19 protein-coding genes and 2 other annotated features are annotated in these 19,215 nt (G+C 42.5%); of the genes, 16 read left to right on the plus strand and 3 right to left on the minus strand.

From position 1 onward, the window contains the following. Window position 1 precedes the first annotated feature (1 nt). The 6 genes from dnaB (at window position 2) to BK049_RS14330 (ending at window position 7,346) form a co-directional block, all read left to right on the plus strand. A complete protein-coding gene (dnaB, locus tag BK049_RS14305; protein WP_008356027.1) occupies window positions 2-1,426 on the plus strand; it encodes a replicative helicase loading/DNA remodeling protein DnaB in 1,425 nt (474 codons plus the stop codon). A 17-nt stretch (window positions 1,427-1,443) separates the two neighbouring features. After that, on the plus strand, window positions 1,444-2,373 hold the full coding sequence (gene dnaI / locus BK049_RS14310) for a primosomal protein DnaI (protein ID WP_071168803.1): 930 nt from the start codon (window positions 1,444-1,446) through the stop codon (window positions 2,371-2,373). A 34-nt stretch (window positions 2,374-2,407) separates the two neighbouring features. Then, on the plus strand, window positions 2,408-3,046 hold the full coding sequence (locus tag BK049_RS14315) for a TVP38/TMEM64 family protein (protein ID WP_008356024.1): 639 nt from the start codon (window positions 2,408-2,410) through the stop codon (window positions 3,044-3,046). Window positions 3,047-3,106: 60 nt separating this feature from the next. Beyond that, window positions 3,107-3,976 carry a putative sporulation protein YtxC gene (ytxC, locus tag BK049_RS14320; protein ID WP_008356021.1) on the plus strand — a complete coding sequence of 290 codons (870 nt, stop codon included), beginning with the start codon at window positions 3,107-3,109 and terminating at the stop codon, window positions 3,974-3,976. 43 nt (window positions 3,977-4,019) lie between these two features. Then, window positions 4,020-4,268, plus strand: a binding site (T-box leader). Between the two features lie 44 nt (window positions 4,269-4,312). Continuing rightward, window positions 4,313-6,253 (plus strand): threonine--tRNA ligase, encoded by a 1,941-nt coding sequence (thrS, locus tag BK049_RS14325; RefSeq protein ID WP_008356019.1) that lies wholly within the window; start codon window positions 4,313-4,315, stop codon window positions 6,251-6,253. Between the two features lie 172 nt (window positions 6,254-6,425). Further along, a complete protein-coding gene (locus tag BK049_RS14330; protein ID WP_071168804.1) occupies window positions 6,426-7,346 on the plus strand; it encodes a methyl-accepting chemotaxis protein in 921 nt (306 codons plus the stop codon). A 55-nt stretch (window positions 7,347-7,401) separates the two neighbouring features. Here BK049_RS14330 and BK049_RS14335 read toward each other — a convergent pair whose 3' ends face one another. Further along, window positions 7,402-8,181, minus strand: coding sequence for an HAD family hydrolase (locus BK049_RS14335; RefSeq protein WP_071168805.1), 780 nt, complete (start codon window positions 8,179-8,181; stop codon window positions 7,402-7,404). Window positions 8,182-8,336: 155 nt separating this feature from the next. On the opposite strand from BK049_RS14335, the gene BK049_RS14340 reads away from it, so the two are divergent. The 5 genes from BK049_RS14340 (at window position 8,337) to BK049_RS14360 (ending at window position 10,413) form a co-directional block, all read left to right on the plus strand. Next, entirely contained in the window at window positions 8,337-8,519 is a 183-nt protein-coding gene (locus BK049_RS14340; RefSeq protein WP_008356012.1) for a hypothetical protein, read from the plus strand. Between the two features lie 230 nt (window positions 8,520-8,749). Continuing rightward, window positions 8,750-8,881, plus strand: a sequence feature (ribosomal protein L20 leader region). Between the two features lie 71 nt (window positions 8,882-8,952). Next, on the plus strand, window positions 8,953-9,468 hold the full coding sequence (gene infC / locus BK049_RS14345; protein WP_034738338.1) for a translation initiation factor IF-3: 516 nt from the start codon (window positions 8,953-8,955) through the stop codon (window positions 9,466-9,468). A gap of 24 nt (window positions 9,469-9,492) precedes the next feature. Then, the gene (rpmI, locus tag BK049_RS14350) at window positions 9,493-9,693 is read left to right on the plus strand and encodes a 50S ribosomal protein L35 (RefSeq protein WP_003216324.1); all 201 of its coding nucleotides are present in this window, start codon (window positions 9,493-9,495) and stop codon (window positions 9,691-9,693) included. Between the two features lie 31 nt (window positions 9,694-9,724). Then, the gene (rplT, locus tag BK049_RS14355) at window positions 9,725-10,084 is read left to right on the plus strand and encodes a 50S ribosomal protein L20 (RefSeq protein WP_007501659.1); all 360 of its coding nucleotides are present in this window, start codon (window positions 9,725-9,727) and stop codon (window positions 10,082-10,084) included. 62 nt (window positions 10,085-10,146) lie between these two features. Beyond that, window positions 10,147-10,413 (plus strand): DUF1294 domain-containing protein, encoded by a 267-nt coding sequence (locus tag BK049_RS14360; RefSeq protein WP_071168806.1) that lies wholly within the window; start codon window positions 10,147-10,149, stop codon window positions 10,411-10,413. A gap of 17 nt (window positions 10,414-10,430) precedes the next feature. Here the strand turns inward: BK049_RS14360 and BK049_RS14365 are convergent, their stop codons facing one another. After that, window positions 10,431-10,835, minus strand: a complete 405-nt coding sequence (locus BK049_RS14365; RefSeq protein ID WP_071168807.1) for a sigma-w pathway protein ysdB — start codon at window positions 10,833-10,835, stop codon at window positions 10,431-10,433. Window positions 10,836-11,013: 178 nt separating this feature from the next. Between BK049_RS14365 and BK049_RS14370 the strand changes: the two genes are divergently transcribed. Both BK049_RS14370 and cstA read left to right on the plus strand, forming a co-directional pair. Continuing rightward, on the plus strand, window positions 11,014-12,102 hold the full coding sequence (locus tag BK049_RS14370; RefSeq protein WP_008356002.1) for a M42 family metallopeptidase: 1,089 nt from the start codon (window positions 11,014-11,016) through the stop codon (window positions 12,100-12,102). Between the two features lie 347 nt (window positions 12,103-12,449). Next, the gene (cstA, locus tag BK049_RS14375; protein WP_008356000.1) at window positions 12,450-14,246 is read left to right on the plus strand and encodes a carbon starvation protein CstA; all 1,797 of its coding nucleotides are present in this window, start codon (window positions 12,450-12,452) and stop codon (window positions 14,244-14,246) included. Window positions 14,247-14,291: 45 nt separating this feature from the next. Here the strand turns inward: cstA and sspI are convergent, their stop codons facing one another. Continuing rightward, window positions 14,292-14,513 carry a small acid-soluble spore protein SspI gene (gene sspI, locus BK049_RS14380; RefSeq protein WP_071168808.1) on the minus strand — a complete coding sequence of 74 codons (222 nt, stop codon included), beginning with the start codon at window positions 14,511-14,513 and terminating at the stop codon, window positions 14,292-14,294. Window positions 14,514-14,626: 113 nt separating this feature from the next. Here sspI and BK049_RS14385 point away from each other — a divergent pair, with 113 nt between their 5' ends. From BK049_RS14385 to pheT, 3 genes are all read left to right on the plus strand, one after another. Then, window positions 14,627-15,370 (plus strand): TrmH family RNA methyltransferase, encoded by a 744-nt coding sequence (locus BK049_RS14385; RefSeq protein ID WP_071168809.1) that lies wholly within the window; start codon window positions 14,627-14,629, stop codon window positions 15,368-15,370. Between the two features lie 372 nt (window positions 15,371-15,742). Then, window positions 15,743-16,777: a phenylalanine--tRNA ligase subunit alpha gene (gene pheS, locus BK049_RS14390; RefSeq protein ID WP_008355994.1), complete on the plus strand. Its 1,035-nt coding sequence runs from the start codon at window positions 15,743-15,745 to the stop codon at window positions 16,775-16,777. A 15-nt stretch (window positions 16,778-16,792) separates the two neighbouring features. Beyond that, the gene (pheT, locus tag BK049_RS14395; RefSeq protein WP_071168810.1) at window positions 16,793-19,207 is read left to right on the plus strand and encodes a phenylalanine--tRNA ligase subunit beta; all 2,415 of its coding nucleotides are present in this window, start codon (window positions 16,793-16,795) and stop codon (window positions 19,205-19,207) included. The last annotated feature ends 8 nt before the right edge of the window (window positions 19,208-19,215 follow it).

Raw genomic sequence — 19,215 nt, forward strand, 5'->3', positions numbered from 1 at the left:
TATGACAGAGCATTGGAAGGAAGTGCTAGCCGTCGATCCGTATGTCGTCAAAAGCGCTTCATTGCTCGGTGACATCGATAGACAGCTCATCACTCTTTTATATCAGCCGCTTATTGGCATGTCCGCTTTCAGTTTATACATGACGCTGTGGGGAGAGCTGGAACAAAATCGGATATGGGGTAAACCCGCACCTCATCGGCAGCTCATGGTCATGCTGCAAACGAATTTAAATGATATTTTTGAAGAGCGCTTAAAGCTTGAAGCGATCGGCTTACTCCGCACATATGAACAGGAAACGAAAGAGGGCAGACTGTTTACATATGAGCTTGTGCCGCCGCTAAGACCGGATGAGTTTTTCCAAGACGGTATGCTGAATGTCCTTTTGTATCATCGGGTAGAGAAAGCAAAATATATGCAGCTTCGTGATTATTTTTCTTATCCAAGTGTTCCTGCTGATGCAAAGAACATTTCACGATCGTTTGAAGAAGTGTTTCACGTATTGCAGCCGGGAGAGCGCAAGATGACAGAGGAAATCAATCAGGCGTCATCGCTTGACGAGGGCTACGAATATGTGACCGTCGGATCTAGTCAGTCTGCGCCGCTTTCAGATGAATCCTTTGATTTTGATCTGTTATTAGCAGGTATGTCAGACATGATGATCCCAAGAAAGGCTTTGACAAAGCAAGTGAAAGAGACAATTAAGAAGTTAGCTGTCGTATATGGCATTACGCCGCTGCAAATGCAAAATATTGTCGCAGGCGCCTGTGGGCCGGATCAGATGATTTCAACTGAAGATCTACGAAAAGCAGCGAGAGACTGGTACCAAATCGAATACAGAGGCGAACAGCCGAAGCTGATTGATCAAAAACAGCCAAGGCATTTACGACACGATGCCGCGCAGCATAAAGAGGCAGATACGCCTGATGCGACATTGATTGAAAAGCTGGATCATATTTCGCCTAGAGAGCTTTTGAAAGATATGGCAGATGGCATTGAGCCGACGTATGCAGACTTAAGAATTGTTGAAGATATTATGCTTGAGCAGAAGCTAGAGCCTGGGGTCATGAATGTCTTGATCTACTATACACTGCTGAAAACGGATATGAAGCTGTCCAAAACCTATATGCAAAAAATCGCCGCTCATTGGGTGCGAAAGAAAATCAAAACCGTTGCAGCTGCTATGAAAATTGCCAAAGAAGAGAACAGACAAATGACAGAGTGGGCGCAGCAGAAAAAGCAGCGAAACTCGTATGGATCAGGGAAAGTCATCCGAGAGGAGAAACTGCCTGACTGGATGAAAGAAACTGAAACGAAAGAACAGCCTGCAAAAGAACAGACGGATCGTTTGTCTACAGAGGACCTTGAACGAGAAAAAGAAAAATTGTTAAATCAGTTTAATAATATGAAAAAGTACAATGCACATTAATGTGAGGTGAGATGGAAATGAAACCGATCGGTCGTTCATTTGAACAACTAAAAGGACGAGTAGATTTTCGCGTGAGATACAATCAGATTAAAGAAAGTGTATTGTCTGATGAAGATGTGAAGGCCTTTTTAAAAGAGCACGAGGAAGAGATACAAGAAGACATGATTAATCGCAGCTTAAACAGGCTCTTTGAATATGTTCAGCAATCAAAGGGCTGTTCTTACTGCTTAGAGGACGAGAATGTAAATGCCATTTTAGACGGATATCACCCGAAACTTGTGATCAAAGGTCAGAGCATTGATATTGAATATTCCCCTTGTCCTGTAAAACTGCGGCTCGATCGACAGAAGAAACAGCAAGAACTCATGAAAAGCATGTACATTCCGCAGAATGTTCTTCAAGCGACGTTTGCTGATTTGAATGTTGTGGGAAGACAAGAGGTCATTCAAAAAGTAGGTCAATTCCTGCAAAGCTATGATGAGACTGGTAAGGGCAAAGGCCTTTATTTACACGGAAAGTTTGGGGTAGGAAAAACATTTATTCTAGCAGCGATTGCACAGCAGCTAGCGGTAAAAGAATATCCATCTCTCCTTGTCTATGTGCCTGAATTTGTGAGAGAGTTAAAAAATTCATTAGCCGATCATACTCTCGAAGAGAAGCTGAATATGGTCAAATCAACACCGATTTTAATGCTTGATGATATTGGAGCAGAGTCGATGACGAGCTGGGTACGAGATGAACTTTTAGGAACGATCTTGCAATACCGCATGGCAGAGCAGCTCCCGACTTTCTTCTCTTCTAATTTCTCACCGAGTGACTTGAAGCATCACTTTACGTACTCGCAGCGCGGGGAAAAAGAAGAGGTCAAAGCAGCTCGTTTAATGGAACGGATTCTTTATTTAGCCGAGCCAGTTTTGCTTGAAGGAGAAAATCGCCGTCATTTATAAAAGGATGCGTTACGTGAGGGGGGGAGCGGATGAGATGAACAAAAGAAAATGGCTGCTTATTCTCGTCATCGGCGTTCTGGCTGCTGCGCTATGGTGGCTGAACAAACAGCATCTTCAGCTGTCGCCGAAAGATGTGAAAAATTGGATTCTTCAATTTGGGCTGCTGGCCCCGTTTGTTTTTCTTTTCTTATCACTTTTTCGTCCGTTTGTGCTTGTCCCTCTCACCGTCTTTTCACTAGCAGCAGGTTTGGCGTTTGGCAGTGTCCTTGGGACCATTTATGCCCTCGTCGGTGCTACAGCTGGCGCAACGGGGTCTTTCCTGCTTGCTTCCACCTTCCGTTCAAACAAGCAAGAAACGAAATCAAGCAGCCGGAAGCTAAAGGCGGTGACGTCTCGCATTCAAGAGCATGGGTTTCTTTATATTTTGTTATTGCGCATTGCTCCAATTCATTTTGATTTTGTCAGCTATGCGGCAGCAGCTTCACATGCGAATTATCGTGCATTTACGGCCGCTACCTTTTTAGGACTAATACCGGGCACAGTTGCATTGAATGTTCTCGGGTCAAGCTTTGTGAGTGGCAATTATGCCGCCTTAGCGATTGTTTGTTTGATTTATTTGATCTTTATCTCTGTTCCACTCATTTTAAAAAGAAAGATGCCTGATTTATTTTAGGCGTCTATTTTTGATGTTCTCCCCATATATATGTAACAGATGTCGTTAGGGGGGACAAACATGCTTGAAATAATCTTTGAAGATGAATATGATACCGCCGCTTTTTTACACCTTGCTGAACACTTGGACAGTCGGCATCACATCTCGATTCAACAGGGGAAAGACCGGCTTCTCATAGAGGCGAAGAAATCAGGAGAAGCACTTGAGCACGTTGTGCGGCCTTTACTGGTTCACTTTTTTTTAGAATGCAAAGAAAATGAGCGCATGCGCAGCATCCTTGAAAACACATACTTATTTAAAGATCCCGAAGAGCAGCACCAAATTCTTTCGATCGCCCATAGCATCATGAAAGGGGATATAGAGGATATTCCTGGGATTCATCAAGACCCGTCAAGGGAAGCCCTGTTAAAAAAGGAGCTAGAGACGATCTCTTTACAGCAAGGTATTTTTTCAATTGGTTCATTTATGACATTTAGGCTCGCAGAGTATGATCAAAGGCTAAAGAATTATGTAGAAGTGTCCATTGAAGAATACAAAATGGAACAAGAATACCAAAACTTTATTCAATCCCTTCGAGACTATGTGATGGCAAGAGAACCTAAGCTTGAGAAAGTACATGTTGTGCATGAGGACCGTCTGGTGATTTGGGAATTTCGCTACGCTTCTGAACGTGATCAAAAACAATACATAGACAGACAGTTTGTAAGAGAGCATCCAATGTATATTGATTCGCAGCTGATTGCACCGCTTGTATCCATCGCTCCACAAAAAATTGACCTATTTACAAATGATACAGGTCATTCAATGGTACAAACCATTCAAAATATTTTTCAAGAAAGAGTCGAGGTCTTCCCGCCTCATTCGTTTCAGGAGCAGAATGTTCAATTTGTTCATGACCATTTGGAAAAGAAAAGTGAAAAGCTTTCTTGATTTTCACGAAAAAACGTTTTATAATACGGTGTAACTTCATACAGAGACCGTATTGATAAGGACATGAACAAATGAACACCCGCTTAAAGAGAGGGAAGCCGCGGCTGAAAGCTTCCTAGCTGAGGACCATTTGCTTTACCACCTTTGAACATCAGCTGTGAACTTTTTTAGTAATAGCTGACGGGAATTCCCGTTATCGAACCACAAGCCGTATTTGCTTTTGACAAAGCAAGCTGCAAATACGGGAAAAAGGGTGGAACCACGATTCCGTTTATTCAACCTCGTCCCTTTCCAGGGGGCGGGGTTTTTATATTGCCAAAAAAGGAGTGACCAGAGATGTCAGAACAAATTCAACTTACATTTCCAGATGGAGCAGTCAAGGAGTTTGACAAAACAGCAACAACAGAAGACATCGCGGCATCAATTAGCCCGGGCCTAAAGAAAAAAGCGCTTGCCGGTAAATTGAACGGCAAAGAAATAGATCTGCGTACGCCGCTATTAGAAAGTGGAACAATTGAGATCATCACAGATAAAAGTGAAGAAGCCCTCGATATTATGCGTCACAGCACAGCCCATTTGCTGGCACAAGCGATCAAACGCATTTATGGAAAAGAGCATCACGTCCAGTTTGGCGTAGGCCCTGTGATTGAAAATGGCTTCTACTACGATGTCGATATCGATGTTGCCATTACACCTGAAGATTTACCAAAGATTGAAAAAGAAATGAAGAAAATCATTAACAGCAACCTGCCGATTGAGCGTGTTGAAGTATCTAGAGAAGAAGCGAAAGCACGTTTTGAAGCAATTGGCGATGAATTGAAGCTCGAGCTGTTAGAGGCGATTCCAGAAGGCGAAACTGTCACAATTTATGAGCAGGGTGAATTCTTTGACCTATGCCGCGGCATTCACTTGCCGTCTACAGGAAAAATCAAAGAGTTCAAGCTGTTAAGCCTTGCAGGTGCATACTGGAGAGGTGACAGTAACAATCAAATGCTGCAGCGTATTTACGGAACAGCTTTCTTTAATAAAGAAGATTTAAATGAACATTTACGTCTACTTGAAGAAGCAAAAGAACGCGATCACCGTAAACTTGGGAAAGAGCTGAAGCTGTTTGCGAACTCTCAAAAGGTAGGTCAAGGCCTTCCGCTCTGGCTGCCAAAAGGGGCAACCATCCGCCGCGTGATTGAGCGCTACATTGTTGATAAAGAAGTACGCCTTGGTTATGAACATGTGTATACACCTGTTTTAGCGAGTGTAGAATTATATAAAACATCAGGCCACTGGGCGCATTATCAAGAAGATATGTTCCCAGTCATGGAAATGGACAACGAAGATCTTGTCCTTCGTCCAATGAACTGCCCGCACCATATGATGATTTATAAAAATGAACCGCACAGCTATCGCGAATTGCCAATTCGGATTGCAGAGCTTGGGACAATGCACCGCTATGAAATGTCAGGTGCTTTATCTGGCCTTCAGCGTGTTCGCGGCATGACATTAAACGATGCACATATCTTCGTTCGTCCAGATCAAATCAAAGACGAGTTCATCCGTACAGTTCGTTTAATTGAAGAAGTGTATCAAGACTTCGGCTTAAATGATTACACATTCCGCTTATCTTATCGTGATCCAGAGGATACAGAAAAGTATTTCGATGATGATGCCATGTGGAATAAAGCACAGTCCATGCTGAAAGATGCAATGGACGAGCTTGGACATGACTACTATGAAGCAGAAGGCGAAGCGGCATTTTATGGACCGAAGCTTGATGTACAAGTGAAGACAGCTCTTGGGAAAGAAGAGACGCTGTCCACTGTACAGCTTGATTTCTTACTTCCAGAGCGCTTCGATCTCACATATATCGGAGAAGATGGGAAGCACCATCGTCCAGTGGTGATTCATAGAGGGGTCGTGTCCACAATGGAGCGCTTTGTTGCCTTCTTAATTGAAGAATACAAAGGAGCTCTTCCAACATGGCTGGCACCTGTACAATTCCAAGTCATCCCGGTTTCACCGTCTGTTCATCTAGACTACGCGAAAAAAGTGCAAGAACGTTTGCAGCTTGAAGGTCTGCGTGTAGAGCTTGACAGCCGTGATGAAAAAATTGGATACAAAATTAGAGAAGCGCAAATGCAAAAGATTCCGTACATGCTGGTTGTCGGTGATCAAGAAGCAGAAAATGGCGCAGTCAATGTAAGAAAATACGGTGAACAAGATTCAGAAACAATGGACCTTGAAGCTTTTGTGAAACATGCAGTAGCAGAAGCGAAAAAATAATCTTTTCAAACAATGCAGCCGGTGATCTCTTTCCTTTGAGATCACTGGTTTTTTCTTATGGAAAAAAATTCTCCTCTGGTGATCCAGATGCTTGAATGATACGTTTAGATAGTACGAAAGTACGGGTAAGTATGTACTATTGGTGAGAGAAGAAAATGGGGGAATGAAAGAGATGGTTCAAACAACAAACGTATTATCATCACAAGTATTGGAACAGTCAGCCGTTCTTGGTGCATTAGAGCATTCACTAGCAATGATTGAATTTGATGTGACGGGTGAGGTGCTATGGGTCAATGATATTTTCGCAAAAGCCATGGGCTATTCTAAGGAAGAAATGATTGGTTTAAAACATAGACAATTTTGTCCTCCGCATATTGCAGAGCACACAAGTTATCAAATGTTTTGGGAGCGTTTAAAGGATGGTCGCGTTTTCCAGGAAAAGGTGCAGCGGATCACTAAGTACGGTGACACCTTATGGCTTGAAGCGACGTATACACCAGTCCTCAATGACAAGGGGAACGTCGTAGCTGTTGTGAAAGTGGCAACAGATATTACAGAGAGAGAAAACTCAATGAAGCAGGTCGTAAAAGATTTAAAGGACATGTCTGCGAAATTAATGGAGCGGGCAGAAATTGGTATTCAGCATAGTCAAAGTGTCAATGCTTCTTTTGAACATATCGCCAATGAAACAGATCAAAACATGAGCTTACTAGAAGGCTTAACAGAGCAGGTTGAGTCGATTAGCTCAATTGCGACGACCATTCACAGCATTGCTTCCCAAACGCAGCTGCTCGCACTGAATGCAGCTATAGAAGCTGCACATGCGGGCTCCTATGGAAATGGCTTTAGTGTGGTGGCGGCGGAAATTCGAAAGCTTGCGACAGATTCAAAGGAAGCAATCGTAAAAGTGGATCGATATGTGAAAGCAATTCATATAGAAGTAGAAAAGGTCAGCAGCGGAACGAGCCGGGCAAAAACGAGTGTGTTTACAAACCGGGATCTTGTGAAGCAGGCAAGCGAAGAATTCATCAATGTAGGAGAAGCAGCCCGCGGCTTAGATCGTCAAGCACAGAGTCTAGCGGACATTGTGTAACCGAGAGACCAAAAACACCCTATCTCGTCTGGAGAAGGGTGTTTTCTCTTTGAATCTACTTTAATATATCAAACAATTCATGTAAGTCTTTAATTTCATAATCTGGCGTCACATCTGTTTCATTCTTCTTGCCGTGGCGGTTGATCCAAACGGTTTGGATGCCAACGCGAGATGCTCCGAGAATATCTGTTTTTGGATTATCTCCTACCATAATGACGTCATCTTTTGTGAGATTTAACAGCTGGAGGCAGTGCTCAAAGATGCCAGGGTCAGGCTTGCCTTTCCCATAATCTCCTGAAATCACAATTTCATTAAAATAAGGCGCAAGCTCTGGTACACCTGCAAGCTTTTCCTTTTGAAGACTAGGGTCTCCATTTGTTAATAGGAGTAGTTCATATCTGCCTTTCAGGCGGTCTAAAACAGGATACGTTTCTTCATAGACATACGGGCGTTTTCTCCGTTCTGCTGCAAAGAAATCAGCCAAGTATTGTCCAAATGCCTCATCGTCAATTCCCGCCTTTTTTAAGCCGTTCGTCCAAGCGTTTTTACGATACTCTGGTGCAAGGGCGTTCAACTTTTGAAAGCCTTCGCTAATCGGTTCACTAAAATTTGACCACAGTCCTTCAAAAGGATTAATACCGATCATGACAGTATAATCATATGTTTCATAGGAAGAGTACAGCTTTCTTGCTTCTTCACGTACAATCTGCTCAAATGTTTCTGAATCAAGTCCATATTTCTTTTCCGCTTCCCGGCATGTTTCTTGAAAAGTCGTGTGAATGCTTTTTTCATCCCAAAGCAAAGTGTCATCTAAATCGAAAAATACGGCTTTCATGATCTTCTCCCTTGTTATGTATGTAGTTACCTTCAATTGCATGTGACAGGCTCATGTTCATTTTACAATAGAAGGAGAGGGCAATAAAGAAAAGATTTGAGAGAGATGTGAGCATTGACTGCTCATGACTATTGACATCAACTGAGGTGGCTGGTTTGCTTCATTTCATTTTGATGATGATCGAGCATGTGGGGATCATCGTTATTTTAGGTTTTGTGCTTGCGCATGTGAAGGGCTTTCGCAATCTACTGCTTCACAACCAAGGGTTTCGGAAAAAGGACATCCTTTTTTTATTTTTGCTTCTTTTAGTAACAACAGGCAGCACTGTTTGGTGTTGAGATGGAGTTATCATTATTCTGCTGTTTGCAAAGCCTTTTGCTGATGATTGGGGGCTTTTGAGCGTGATTGTCATCCCAATCTTTCTGCAATTGCTTCTTTGATGACATCATGGTTTAAAAAAGTCTTGCTCAAATCGTTTCATCATGCTAAAATGAAAAAGTTGTTTCAAGAGTTCGGTTACTTGACGGACAAATGAAAATTGTGTAAAATAATTAACGAATTGAATAGATATCACAAGCAGAAGCACCCGCTTCTCACCTGATTGACACATGCTTGTAGTTGACAGGTTGACCGTACATTTATTTTTTCATGCAAATGTTCGCAGTGTGGGTGTTTTATATGCCCACACTTTTTGTTTGCCTGTAAAACATACAACGAAATGGTCAAAATGAGTTGTGAACTCAATTCAAAATCTCATGGAGGTGGCTCACTATTAGCAAAGATCAATTAGTTAATGAAGGTATTCGTGCGCGTGAAGTTCGTTTGATCGGACAAAATGGCGATCAGCTGGGGATTAAATCCCGCCAGGAAGCTCTGGAAATTGCTGCTAAAGCTAATCTTGACCTTGTGTTAGTTGCTGCAAATGCAAAACCACCTGTTTGCCGAATCATGGACTACGGTAAGTTCCGATTCGAACAGCAGAAGAAGGAAAAAGAGGCACGTAAGAATCAGAAAATCATTAGCTTAAAAGAAGTTCGGTTGAGCCCGACAATCGATGAACATGACTTTAACACGAAGCTCCGTAATGCCATCAAATTCCTTGAAAAGGGAGATAAAGTGAAAGCTTCTATCCGCTTTAAAGGGCGTGCGATTACGCATAAAGAAATCGGACAGCGCGTGTTAGACCGTTTCTCTGAAGCTTGCGCTGAAGTAGCAACAGTAGAAACAAAACCTAAGATGGACGGACGTAGCATGTTCCTCATGCTTGCACCAAAAGTCGAAAAGTAAAGTAACAGAGGGAGGAAACATCCAATGCCAAAAATGAAAACTCACCGCGGATCTGCTAAACGCTTCAAAAAAACAGGTTCTGGTAAACTTAAACGTTCTCATGCGTACACAAGTCACTTGTTCGCTAACAAATCTACAAAGCAAAAACGTAAATTGCGTAAGAGCGCAATCGTAAGTGCTGGAGATTTCAAACGTATCAAACAACAACTTGCAAACATCAAGTAATTTGGAATAGGAATCATAGGAGGGAAATACAATGCCAAGAGTAAAAGGCGGAACTGTGTCGCGTCAGCGTCGTAAAAAGGTTCTTAAATTAGCAAAAGGTTATTTCGGTTCAAAACATAGATTATACAAAGTAGCAAACCAACAGGTCATGAAATCTGGAAACTACGCTTTCCGTGACCGTCGTCAGAAAAAACGTGACTTCCGTAAACTATGGATCACTCGTATCAATGCTGCAGCTCGTATGAACGGTCTTTCTTACAGCCGTTTAATGCATGGCTTAAAGCTTTCTGGTATCGAAGTCAACCGCAAAATGCTTGCTGACCTTGCTGTGAATGACCTAAACGCATTCAATCAGCTTGCTGATGCTGCAAAAGCACAACTAGACAAGTAAGTCATATAAAAGATCATTCCGTCGAGGAGTGATCTTTTTTCTCATCATGTGAGGTGAAAGAAATGAACATCGCTCTGATCGTGCTGCTCATCTTGGTAAATGTCTATGGTTTTTTTCTCATGGGAGAAGATAAACGCCGGGCGAAAGCGCATAAATGGAGAATATCAGAAGCGCACTTATGGAGTACCGCAGTGCTTTTTGGTGCTGCTGGGTCGTTTCTTGGCATGCAGTATTTCCGTCATAAAACTAAGCATCCTGCCTTTCAAATCGGCATGCCTGTTCTAATTGTTGTTCAATTGGTCATATTAGGATATTTGCATTTCATCTGAAAAAGGAGCAGACGCCATCAAGACGGCGTGTCTGCTCCTTTTTTTTGTTTGATTTTTTTGATGGGCTGATCCCAATCAATTTTGGTCTGAGGATATCGTTCGATGATGTTCTCCTCAAGTTTTTCAAAGTCTTCTAATGTAAATTCATTTAGCTTCTCAGGTGACTCCGTCCAAACGTAAATGGAGTGGACAAACAGAGGATGATCCTTAGAAGGAACGTGCTTTTCCCCTTCAAACAAGACACCTTTATAGACGAAATTAAAATTTTTGCGGGCATTTTGCTGTTCGTCCATAAAATAAAAGCCTTCTTTTAATTTTGCTTGTTTCAGCTTTCTTCTCGGGTTTGAGAAGAATTTTACCGCCATGTAGAAAATATAGACAAGCAGTGCAACAAGAGCAAGTCTAATGAGGATAACAAACATGACAGGATGCACCTCCAATACCGTTATCTGATGTACTACGAATGAAAAGGCCAAAAGGTTTCAACTTTTTTAAAAAAATATTTCGTTAAACGAAAAAATATTCATAAAAAGATCGTATTGAACGAATGAGGTTTTGTATAATAAGAATGCACCATGAAGATAAAGGAGGATGAACGGAATGACAAAACTAGATCAAACATTAACTATGCTGAAAGACCTAACGGATGCAAAAGGGATTCCAGGAAATGAACGTGATGTCAAAAAAGTCATGCAGACATACATAGAAACATATGCAGATGAAATTTCTACAGACCGCCTTGGCAGCTTCATCGCTAAGAAGGAAGGAAATGCAAATGGGCCTAAAATCATGCTCGCTGGTCACTTAGATGAAGTAGGATTCATGGTGACAAAAATTGATGACAAAGGCTATATTCGTTTTCAAACGGTCGGTGGCTGGTGGTCACAGGTCATGCTGGCACAGCGTGTCACCATTGTGACGAAAAAAGGGGACATCACAGGTGTGATTGGTTCCAAACCGCCACATGTCTTATCACCAGAAGCCCGCAAAAAAACAATTGAAATTACTGATATGTTTATTGATATTGGGGCTTCAAGCAAAGAACAGGCGATGGAGTGGGGCGTGCTGCCTGGAGATCAAATTGTTCCTTACTTTGAGTTTACGGTCATGAATGATGAAAAAATGCTCCTTGCAAAAGCATGGGACAATCGTATCGGCTGTGCAGTGGCGATTGATGTCATGAAGAATTTACATGGTGCTCAGCATGAAAATATCGCTTACAGTGTGGCAACTGTTCAAGAGGAAGTAGGCCTGCGCGGAGCCAAAACGGCTGCTGCCGCGATCCAGCCTGATATTGGATTTGCCATTGATGTTGGTGTAGCAGGAGATACGCCAGGCATCACTGAAAAAGAAGCAACGAGCAAACTTGGCAAAGGACCAACGATTGTCGTATTTGATGCTTCTATGATTTCTCATAAAGGACTTCGCGATTTTGTTGTCCAGACAGCGGATGAATTGAACATCCCTTATCAATATGATTCAGTGCCTGGCGGGGGGACAGATGCTGGGGGTATCCATTTAACAGGTCATGGTGTTCCATCACTATCCATCGGGATTCCAAGCAGGTATATTCATACCCATGCAGCAATGATTCACCGAGATGATTATGAAAATGCAGTGAAGCTTTTAACAGAAGTTATCAAAAGACTTGATCAAAAAACTGTCGAACAAATTACGTATGGTTCTTAATAGAAAAGCCTTTCCTCAGTGTAGAGGAAAGGCTTTTTTGCACCATTGAATTTCCCAGGAAATGAATCGTTTTTAATTTGTATCAAAAGAACTATTTTTAGCGGATGAAGAGAGAATTTTCTAGTTAATAAGGCACATGTGATCCATCTTTTATTTTTGTAAGATGAAATCAATAAAAAGGACAGAGCTTAGAGATCGCTCTGCCAAAAGAGAGTTTATGGAAGTAGGTGAAGCTTATTTAAGATTAAATCAATTATTCCTATTTGTCAACTTGGTTTTAAAGGAAAAAAAATCAATCAATTTATGTTATATTTGTAACAAATTGTTTTCAAAAAGGGGATGGTTGAATGAATGCGGTTACAATTGTTATAGGGTCTATGTGTATTTTAGCGATTGCGTATCGTCTCTATGGCACATTTATGATGGTGAAGGTATTAAAGGTCACAGACGATCATCCTACACCGGCCCATACGCTAGAGGATGGTAAAGATTATGTGCCAACAAATAAATGGGTCACATTTGGACATCACTTTGCTGCAATTGCAGCTGCCGGCCCATTAGTTGGTCCAATTTTAGCCGCACAATTTGGGTATTTACCTGGTCTCCTTTGGCTTTTAATTGGGGCAGTGATTGGGGGAGCTGTACATGACCTTGTCGTGTTATTTGCTTCGATGCGAAAAAAGGGGAAATCACTATCAGAGGTTGCGAAAGAAGAGCTAGGACCTGTTGCAGGATTTTGTACAGGGCTTGCGATGCTATTTATTATTACGATTACGATGGCAGGATTGTCCATGGTTGTGCTTCATGCTTTAGAACGAAATCCTTGGGGAACATTTGCGGTCGGAATCACGATTCCAATTGCGATGGGGGTCGGTCTTTATTATAAAAAGACCGGCAATTTAAAGCTGGCTACATCTGCAGGATTTATTTTGCTGATGCTTGGTGTATTCCTTGGACCAAATATTCAAGGAACAGCACTTGGTGATCTTTTAACCCTTGATACAAAAACACTCGCTCTCGCCCTGCCGATCTATGCATTTTTTGCTGCGGCCTTGCCGGTGTGGCTGCTTTTGGCACCAAGAGACTATTTAAGCAGTTTTATGAAAATTGGTGTGTTCATCGCTCTCATTGCCGGGATCTTTGTGGTCAATCCAACGATTCAATTTCCGGCGTTTACAGAGTTTGTGAATGGAGGAGGGCCTGTTTTAGCTGGTCCTGTCTGGCCATTTATTTCCATCACGATTGCCTGCGGCGCGATTTCCGGTTTTCACGCATTTGTTGGCTCAGGGACAACGCCTAAAATGCTGGATCGCTGGAGTGATATGAAGCCTGTAGCGTTTGGCGCAATGCTGGTAGAATGCTTGGTTGGGATCATGGCATTAATTGCTGCGACTGCCCTGCATCCAGGAGATTATTTTGCGATTAACAGTACACCTGAAATGTTCCGGACGCTTGGTATGAGTGTCGAGAACCTTCCGCAGCTGAGTAAGGAAATTGGCCTTGATTTAGAAGGAAGAACTGGTGGAGCCGTTACATTAGCTGTAGGGATGGCATACATCTTTACGGGAATTCCGTTCTTTAGTCATTTGGCATCTTATTTCTTCCAATTCGTTATTATGTTTGAAGCTGTCTTTATTTTAACGGCGATTGACGCGGGAACCCGTGTCGCGCGATATTTAATCCAAGACTTCTTTGGAGAAGCCTATAAACCACTCAAACGAAATGACTGGGTCCCAGGATCTGTCTTTGCAAGCGCACTTGCTTGTTTTATGTGGGGCTACTTGCTTTACTCTGGAGACATTGGGTCCATTTGGGCACTCTTTGGGGTTTCAAACCAATTAATGGCTTCGGTCGGCTTAATCATTGGGGCGACAGTTGTGCTGAAAATTGCGGATAAAAGGCGATATATGCTCACTTGTTTAATTCCTCTTGCTTACTTATATGTGACGGTAAATTATGCGGGTTATTGGATGGTTGCGAATGTCTATCTCAATCCTGAAGCATCTGGCTACAGCGTGCTGAATGCGGTTCTGTCTATCATTATGCTGATCTTAGGTTTTGTCATTATCGTGTTCGCTATTAAAAAATGGGTCGAAATCTGGCGTGATCCAGCTCTTCGAATGGAAACGCCGATCACTGGCTAAATGAACAAAGCCGATTTGCTTATCTATCAGCAAACCGGCTTCTTTTTATTGCTGCTGTTGAGGCTTTAAGCCTTGCTCTAATGTTTCAAGGATTTCATTTTTTTCGTCCTCTGATGCCTCTTGCCATAATACTTCGAACAAAACGCCAAGACCAGGGAGCATTTTTTCCTCGCCACTTTGAATCGCATCTAAAATCGTATGCTCAAGCTGCTCTTGATTATGGCCAGTAATGTTTTGAATGACTGCACCTCTTAAATTAAAATCCATTGCCCACACTCCTTTTTTGATGGTAATAGCCCTATTCTGTCTCAAAGACAGGTTTATTATGTAGTGTGCATGAGATATAATACATTCATGATATTTAAAGGAGTTAAAGTCGCTTGAAATATATAGAATCTGCTAAAAACACAAACATTAAACAATGGAAAAAGCTCCATACAAAAAAAGAACGAACGAAAACAGGACTGTTTCTCGTTGAAGGAAAACACTTAGTAGAAGAAGCATTAAAGTACGGGGTTGTGAAAGAGTTAATGGTCACAGCGCCTGACATGCTACCTGCTGACACCCAGCCTGACATTGAGCTGTATGAATTAAGTGAAGAGGCTTTTGCTGCGATGACAGAAACGGAAACACCTCAGCATATCGCAGCGGTTTGCACACTTCCCGAGTTTAAAGAAAAGAAGTATGAGCGAATTCTTCTGTTAGATGCGGTGCAGGACCCTGGAAATTTAGGCACACTGATCCGGACAGCAGATGCCGCTGGTCTTGATGCTGTGATCTTAGGGGATGGAACCGTTGATGCGTTTAACGGAAAAACGCTCCGTTCAGCACAAGGCTCACATTTTCATCTGCCTATCTTAAAGCAAACACTTCAACAGGCGATTCCAGTATTTAAAGAGCAGGGCATACCAGTGTACGGAAGCGCCTTAAAGGATGCAAAAGAGTACAGACACATAGCGGCAGAAGGTCCGTTTGCGTTAATTGTTGGCAACGAGGGAGCAGGCATTGATCCAGAGATCCTTCAAATGACAGATCAGAATTTATATGTTCCGATGTATGGGCAAGCAGAATCCTTAAATGTTGCCGTCGCAGCCGCTGTTCTTGTCTACCATTTGCGTGGATAGTGTTGCATCATGCACTATTTTTCACTATAATAAAACTAATATTTTAAAAACCATGATAGAGGAAGATTGTTTCAAGGAGCGTCCTTATAGGGAGAATGCATCGTAGACTGAAAGTGCATTTAAGGAATGCTGAAACAGGAATTCACCTCTGGAGTTGTCACCGGGACCGCAAGTTTTGCGTAAAGGTGAACCGGATTCGTTTGATTCCGTTATGTCAATGAAGCTTATTCGCACATGTGTGCTTAACAAGGGTGGTACCGCGACCACAACTCGTCCCTTCTATATTGAAGTGACGAGTTTTTTTATTGTCTTTAAACGATCAAACAGCCGTTTATCCAGGCGGTTTTGTATATCAAAAGGAGGATTACACTCATGCAAGAAACGTTAAAACAGCTTGAAACAGAGGCGATAGCGAAGGTAGAAGCAGCTAGCTCGCTCAAAGAGGTCAATGACATTCGTGTTCAATATCTAGGAAAAAAAGGCCCGATTACAGAAGTGCTTCGCGGGATGGGCAAGCTTTCCGCTGAAGAAAGACCAAAAATGGGCGCACTCGCAAACGAAGTAAGAGAGCAGATTGCTAGTGCCATTGCGGAAAAAAATGAACAACTGGAAGCAGAAGAAGTGAAAAAGAAGCTGGCTTCTCAAACCATAGATGTGACATTGCCGGCAAGTCCTATCAAAATCGGGGCAAGACATCCTTTAACGATTGTTGTAGAAGACATTGAAGATTTATTTATCGGAATGGGCTATACCGTTGAAGAGGGCCCAGAGGTGGAAACCGATTACTATAACTTTGAAGCGCTCAATCTTCCAAAAGAACATCCGGCACGTGATATGCAGGACAGCTTCTATATTACTGAAGATACCCTGATGAGAACACAAACATCACCAGTTCAGGCCCGTACACTTGAGAAATATAAAGGCCAAGGCCCTGTGAAGATCATCTGCCCTGGTAAGGTATATAGACGTGACAGCGATGATGCCACTCATTCACATCAATTCATGCAGATTGAAGGACTTGTGGTAGATCACAATATTAGCATGAGTGATTTAAAAGGAACGCTAGAGACGGTCGCAAGAAAAATGTTTGGTGAAGATCGTGAAATTAGACTGCGTCCAAGCTTTTTCCCATTTACAGAACCATCTGTTGAAGTCGATGTGTCTTGCTTTAAATGCGGAGGGAAAGGCTGTTCTGTATGTAAAGGAACAGGCTGGATTGAAATTTTAGGTGCGGGGATGGTTCACCCGAATGTACTGAAAATGAGCGGATTTGATCCAGATACTTACCAAGGCTTTGCTTTTGGAATGGGTGTTGAACGTATTGCGATGCTGAAATACGGCATTGACGATATTCGCCATTTCTACACAAATGATATTAGATTCACAAAGCAATTCAAGCAGGACTAAGAGGAGGAAATCAACATGTTTGTTTCATATAAATGGTTAGAAGACTATGTCGATTTAGAAGGCATTCTTCCGGATGAATTAGCAGAGAAAATCACTAGAAGCGGTATTGAAGTGGAAGCCGTTGAGTATAAAGGTGAAGGCATCAAAGGTGTTGTCGTTGGACACGTCATTGAGCGTGAACAGCATCCGAATGCGGATAAATTAAATAAATGCCTTGTTGATATTGGGGAAGACGCGCCTGTACAAATTATTTGCGGGGCTCCGAATGTGGAGAAAGGACAATATGTCGCAGTCGCAACTGTGGGAGCAGTCCTTCCAGGGAACTTTAAAATTAAAAAAGCCAAACTGCGCGGCGAAGAGTCTCATGGCATGATTTGTTCTCTTCAAGAATTAGGAGTAGAAAGTAAGCTTGTACCAAAGGAATATGCAGAAGGCATTTTTGTTTTCCCAAATGATGTGAAACCAGGAGAAGATGCCCTTCAGGCGCTTCAATTAGATGATGCAGTACTGGAGCTTGGATTAACGCCAAACCGTGCCGATGCCCTCAATATGCTAGGTGTGGCTTATGAGGTAGCAGCGATTTTAGGGAGAGAAATCAAACTGCCTGATACAGCATATGAATCGTCTTCGGAAAAAGCATCGGATTATATTTCTGTCCACATTGAGGATCAAGAAGCAAACCCTCTTTATGCAGCGAAGATCATTAAAAATGTAAAAATAGGACCTGCACCGCTTTGGATGCAAACAAGACTGATGAATGCAGGCATTCGCCCGATTAACAACGTTGTGGATATTACGAATTTTGTCTTGCTTGAATACGGTCAGCCGCTTCATGCATTTGACTATGATCGTTTTGGTTCAAAACAGGTCGTCGTACGTCAAGCAGCTGAAAACGAAATGATTCACACATTGGATGAACAAGAGCGCACATTGTCATCAAAGCATCTTGTCATTACAAATGGGACGAAAGCACACGCTGTAGCAGGAGTCATGGGCGGCCTTGAATCAGAGGTGCGTGATGAAACGACAACGATTCTTTTAGAAGCGGCATTTTTTAATGGTCAAACCGTCCGTCAGGCTTCTAGAGACCTAGGGCTTCGCAGTGAATCAAGCACACGGTTTGAAAAGGGAATCGATCCGCAGCGTGTGAAATCAGCAGCCGAAAGAGCGGCACAACTGATGAGCATCTATGCTGGCGGTGAAGTGCTAAGCGGCACTGTTGAGGAAAATCACATGGAAGCAAGCATGAATGTCATCCATGTGTCAACGGAGCGTGTTAATAAAGTGCTTGGAATGAGCATTTCAAAAGAAGATATGATTCATATTTTCAATAAACTGGGCTTTACCGTGGGTGAATCAAATGACGTTTTGATCGTGACGGTTCCTTCTCGAAGAATGGATATTACGATTGAAGAAGATCTTATCGAAGAAGTGGCACGATTATACGGCTACGATAACATTCCGTCTACACTGCCTGCGACAGCTGGTACAGTTGGCGGTCTCACGCCATACCAAGTGAAACGTAGAAAGGTGAGACGTTTCTTGGAAGGAGCAGGGCTTTCTCAAGCAATCACGTATTCTTTAACGAATCAGCATAAGTCTACGGCCTTTGTCTTGAACCCAGCTTATCAAACAAGACTTTCACTGCCAATGAGTGAGGAACGCAGTGTGCTGAGACAAAGTCTTCTGCCAAACTTACTTGATTCTGTCGCATATAACCTAGCAAGACAAGCTGATTCCTTTGCCTTTTATGAAACGGGTTCTGTTTTCTTAGCAGAAGCTGAAGGTGCAAAGCCAGTCGAGAAAGAGCATGTGGCTGGAGCAATCACAGGCCTATGGCATAAAAACCTTTGGCAGGGCGAGAAAAAAGCCGTTGATTTTTATGTAGCAAAAGGAATTGCTGAAGGGCTGTTTGAAAAGCTTGGTGTATCAGAGCAGATCACGTATGTTCAAGCAGAGCGTGAGGGTCTTCACCCAGGGCGTACAGCAGATGTTCACTTAAATGGAAAAGTGATTGGCTTTGTTGCTGCGCTTCATCCAGTCGTTGAAAAGGAATTAGATTTAAAAGAAACATATGTATTCGAATTCGATTTAACGGATGTCATGACATCTGAAACAGAGGATATGAAATATACGGCGATTCCAAGATTCCCGGCTGTGACAAGAGATATTGCGCTCGTCGTCGATCAGCATATTTCAAGCGGACAGCTGGAGCAAGTCATCTATGAAGCAGGCGGCCGTTTACTGACGGACCTCTCCGTCTTTGACGTGTATGAGGGTGAACACATGGAGGAAGGCAAGAAATCTGTGGCGTTCTCTCTGCAATATTTAAACCCAGAACAAACATTGACAGAAGAAGAAGTGACGGCTGTTCATACAAAAGTATTGAAAGCATTAGAAGATACGTATCAAGCCGTTTTGCGCGGATAAAGAAAAGA

The organism is Bacillus xiamenensis (genome assembly GCF_001857925.1).
In the GTDB taxonomy this organism is placed as follows: Bacteria; Bacillota; Bacilli; order Bacillales; family Bacillaceae; genus Bacillus; species Bacillus xiamenensis.

Coding starts and splice junctions, on each gene's coding strand:
- pheS (WP_008355994.1), top strand. CDS start 15,743: ATGCAAGAAACGTTAAAACAGCTTGAAACAGAGGCGATAGCGAAGGTA.
- BK049_RS14360 (WP_071168806.1), top strand. CDS start 10,147: ATGAACATCGCTCTGATCGTGCTGCTCATCTTGGTAAATGTCTATGGT.
- dnaI (WP_071168803.1), top strand. CDS start 1,444: ATGAAACCGATCGGTCGTTCATTTGAACAACTAAAAGGACGAGTAGAT.
- rplT (WP_007501659.1), top strand. CDS start 9,725: ATGCCAAGAGTAAAAGGCGGAACTGTGTCGCGTCAGCGTCGTAAAAAG.
- rpmI (WP_003216324.1), top strand. CDS start 9,493: ATGCCAAAAATGAAAACTCACCGCGGATCTGCTAAACGCTTCAAAAAA.
- cstA (WP_008356000.1), top strand. CDS start 12,450: ATGAATGCGGTTACAATTGTTATAGGGTCTATGTGTATTTTAGCGATT.
- BK049_RS14365 (WP_071168807.1), bottom strand. CDS start 10,835: ATGTTTGTTATCCTCATTAGACTTGCTCTTGTTGCACTGCTTGTCTAT.
- BK049_RS14330 (WP_071168804.1), top strand. CDS start 6,426: ATGGTTCAAACAACAAACGTATTATCATCACAAGTATTGGAACAGTCA.
- BK049_RS14315 (WP_008356024.1), top strand. CDS start 2,408: ATGAACAAAAGAAAATGGCTGCTTATTCTCGTCATCGGCGTTCTGGCT.
- BK049_RS14370 (WP_008356002.1), top strand. CDS start 11,014: ATGACAAAACTAGATCAAACATTAACTATGCTGAAAGACCTAACGGAT.
- ytxC (WP_008356021.1), top strand. CDS start 3,107: ATGCTTGAAATAATCTTTGAAGATGAATATGATACCGCCGCTTTTTTA.
- thrS (WP_008356019.1), top strand. CDS start 4,313: ATGTCAGAACAAATTCAACTTACATTTCCAGATGGAGCAGTCAAGGAG.
- BK049_RS14335 (WP_071168805.1), bottom strand. CDS start 8,181: ATGAAAGCCGTATTTTTCGATTTAGATGACACTTTGCTTTGGGATGAA.
- dnaB (WP_008356027.1), top strand. CDS start 2: ATGACAGAGCATTGGAAGGAAGTGCTAGCCGTCGATCCGTATGTCGTC.
- pheT (WP_071168810.1), top strand. CDS start 16,793: ATGTTTGTTTCATATAAATGGTTAGAAGACTATGTCGATTTAGAAGGC.
- sspI (WP_071168808.1), bottom strand. CDS start 14,513: ATGGATTTTAATTTAAGAGGTGCAGTCATTCAAAACATTACTGGCCAT.